Source organism: Amnimonas aquatica (assembly GCF_002943415.1).
Taxonomy (GTDB): Bacteria; Pseudomonadota; Gammaproteobacteria; order Pseudomonadales; family Moraxellaceae; genus Perlucidibaca; species Perlucidibaca aquatica_A.
Window position 1 is genome coordinate 1 of record NZ_PTQZ01000296.1, and the last position, 1602, is coordinate 1602.

Here is a 1602-nt window from a genome sequence, read left to right on the forward strand (position 1 = left end):
GCGCGAGCTGCGCGCCGCCGGCGGCGAGTTCCGCCGCTTCAACGTGCCCGGCCTGGGCGAGCCGCTGGCCTGGGTCATCCGCAATCACCGCAAGCTGATCAGCGTCGATGCCCGCGAGGCCATCATCACCGGCTGGTGCCTGAGCGCGCAGTGGCGTGGCCGGCCCGGCGAAGGCCAGTGGCGCGATACCGGCGTGCGCGTCGCCGGCCCGGTGGTGCACGATGCCGAGGCCGCTTTCGCGCGCACCTGGGCACTGGCAGGCGGCGCTCCTCTCGCCGGCNTGGGCACGCCGGCCTATCTCGACGGACTCCGCCAGGCGGCACGCGCTGGTGTCGACGTGCGCCTGCTGGTGCCCGGCAGCTCCGACCTGCCGCTGGTGGGCATGGCGGCGCGCTCCAGCTACCGCCCTCTGCTTGAAGCCGGCGTGCGCGTGTTCGAGTGGAACGGCCCCATGCTGCACGCCAAGACCGCCGTGGTCGACAGCTACTGGGCGCGCATCGGCTCCAGCAACCTCAACCCGGCGTCATGGCTGGGCAACTACGAGCTCGATCTGGCAGTGGAGGACGAGGACTTCGCCGCCACCATGGAGTGGCAGTACCTGCAGGACCTGGACAACGCCACCGAGATCGTCCTGCATGCCGATGACCGCGTGCGCCTGGCCGCGCCCCGGCGACCGCGCCGACGACCGCGTCCGCTGCCGCACCACCAGGGCTCGGCCACCACCCTGCGCGTTTCCCGCGCCGTGGCCCTGGCCGTGCGCGAATCACGCCGGCTCGGCCCCACCGATGCCGCCCTGCTCGGGCTCATGGGCGGCCTCGGCCTGCTCTTCGCCGCGCTGCTGATCTGGCAGCCGGACTGGGTGGCCTGGCCCATGGCCATCGGCAGCGCCCTGGTCAGCCTCAACCTGCTGCGCATCGCGCTGCGGCGCTACCGGCGCTACCGGCGCGAGTCAGGCGACTAGCCGCCTGCGGACGCCTGCGGTATCCTCCCCGCCCTGCCCGGAGGCGTGGCAGAGTGGTTGAATGCACCGGTCTTGAAAACCGGCGACGGGAAACCGTTCGTGAGTTCGAATCTCACCGCCTCCGCCAAAATCGAACGGCCCCTGTCACGGGGCCGTTTTCATTTCCGCAGCGCCGCATCCGAACGCAGCACGATGCGCTTCATCTGCAATGACAGCAGCTTCAGAACGTCGTCTGCAGCCTCGCCCAGAGTGTGCGGCCGGGCTCGTTGACGCGCAGGGTCTGCGTGTAGCCGGCGATGCCGTTGGCACCGCTGCGGCTGATGTGTTCGGCGTAGGCCTTGTCGAACAGGTTGTCGACGCCCCAGGTGAGCTGCCAGCGCTCGCGCAACTGGTAGCCGCCATTGAGCGAGAACACGCCGAAGCCGCCGCTGGGGCCGATGTCCTGGCCCACGATGTTGCCCTTGCCGATATCCACCCGGCTCTGCGCCGCCACCAGGCGCCAGAGCGCGCCGGCCTGCCAGCGCCCCTGCTGCCAGCCCAGCGCCACCCGCGCCTCCAGCGGCGGCAGCTGCGCCAGCGGCGTGCCGTCCGTGCGGTTGTCGCCACGGACATAGGCCAGCGAGCCATCGACACGCCAGGCC

General features: G+C 71.3%; 2 protein-coding genes and 1 tRNA gene. 2 read left to right on the forward strand and 1 reads right to left on the reverse strand.

The genetic code is table 11. The annotated features are described in order from the left end of the window. The first annotated feature begins 349 nt into the window (after positions 1–349). Both C5O18_RS11280 and C5O18_RS09275 read left to right on the forward strand, forming a co-directional pair. Positions 350–961, forward strand: a complete 612-nt coding sequence (locus C5O18_RS11280) for a phospholipase D-like domain-containing protein (protein WP_478209693.1) — start codon at positions 350–352, stop codon at positions 959–961. Between the two features lie 39 nt (positions 962–1000). Beyond that, positions 1001–1088: transfer RNA gene (locus C5O18_RS09275), tRNA-Ser, on the forward strand. Positions 1089–1181: 93 nt separating this feature from the next. Here the strand turns inward: C5O18_RS09275 and C5O18_RS09280 are convergent. Next, positions 1182–1602, reverse strand: a 421-nt coding sequence (locus tag C5O18_RS09280; RefSeq protein WP_146089328.1) for a TonB-dependent receptor domain-containing protein, incomplete at its 5' end; no start/stop codon positions are given.